The following is a 1264-nucleotide window of genomic DNA, read 5'->3' as shown; positions in this document are numbered from 1 at the left end:
CTGTGGAAGATCAACTGCGCTTATCAGGCCAAGAGCTGGAGCACGCTGGAAGGCGGTGGCTTTATCTGGCACACCACTGGCTCCGGAAAAACACTCACCAGCTTCAAGGCAGCGCGCCTGGCCACCGAACTGGAGTTCATCGACAAGGTGTTCTTTGTGGTGGACCGCAAGGATCTGGACTACCAGACCATGAAGGAATACCAGCGCTTTTCGCCAGACAGCGTGAATGGCTCAGACAGCACTGCGGGCCTCAAGCGCAACCTGGACAAGGATGACAACAAGATCATCGTCACGACCATCCAGAAGCTCAACAACCTGATGAAGAGCGAGCCCGACCTGCCCATCTACGGCAAGCACGTGGTCTTCATTTTTGATGAGTGCCACCGCAGCCATTTTGGTGAAGCACAGAAGAATCTGCAAAAGAAGTTCAAGAAGTTCTATCAGTTTGGCTTTACGGGCACGCCCATTTTTCCGCAGAACGCACTGGGTGCGGAAACCACCGCCAGCGTGTTTGGCCGTGAATTGCATTCGTATGTGATTACGGACGCGATTCGCGATGAGAAGGTGCTGAAGTTCAAGGTGGACTACAACGATGTGCGCCCGCAGTTCAAAGCGCTTGAGACCGAGCAAGACGAGAAAAAGCTCAGTGCGGCGNAGAAGGTGCTGAAGTTCAAGGTGGACTACAACGATGTGCGCCCGCAGTTCAAAGCGCTTGAGACCGAGCAAGACGAGAAAAAGCTCAGTGCGGCGGAAAACAGACAGGCCCTTTTGCACCCTGACCGCATTCGCGAGATCACCCAGTACATCCTGAACAACTTCCGGCAGAAAACCCATCGCCTGCAGGCTGGGGCTAAAGGTTTTAACGCCATGTTTGCGGTGAGCAGTGTGGATGCCGCCAAGTTGTATTACGAGTCGTTCAGGGAGTTGCAGAAGAGCAGCGACAAGCCACTGAGGGTGGCCACAATCTTCTCGTTTGCGGCCAATGAGGAGCAGGATGCGGTGGGCGACATTCAGGACGAAAGTTTTGACGTGTCGGCCATGAACAGCAGCGCCAAAGAGTTTTTGAATGCAGCCATAGCGGACTACAACGCGCTGTTCAAAACCAATTTCAGCGTGGATAGCAACGGTTTCCAGAACTATTACCGTGATCTGGCCAAGCAAGTGAAGGCCAAGGAAATCGACCTGCTGATTGTGGTGGGCATGTTCCTCACCGGCTTTGATGCGCCCACGCTGAACACCTTGTTTGTGGACAAAAATCTGCGCT

The 1264-nt window shown here is 53.7% G+C and carries 1 protein-coding gene; it reads left to right on the top strand.

The window, feature by feature from the left end; all coding sequences use genetic code 11:
• Positions 1-1264: DEAD/DEAH box helicase family protein (locus QZH66_RS16320; protein WP_305806929.1), on the top strand; the 1264-nt coding region annotated here is incomplete at both ends.

This window comes from Stenotrophomonas sp. YIM B06876 (assembly GCF_030711595.1).
Lineage (GTDB): Bacteria > Pseudomonadota > Gammaproteobacteria > Xanthomonadales > Xanthomonadaceae > Stenotrophomonas.
This window is presented reverse-complemented; position numbering and strand designations above follow the sequence as displayed.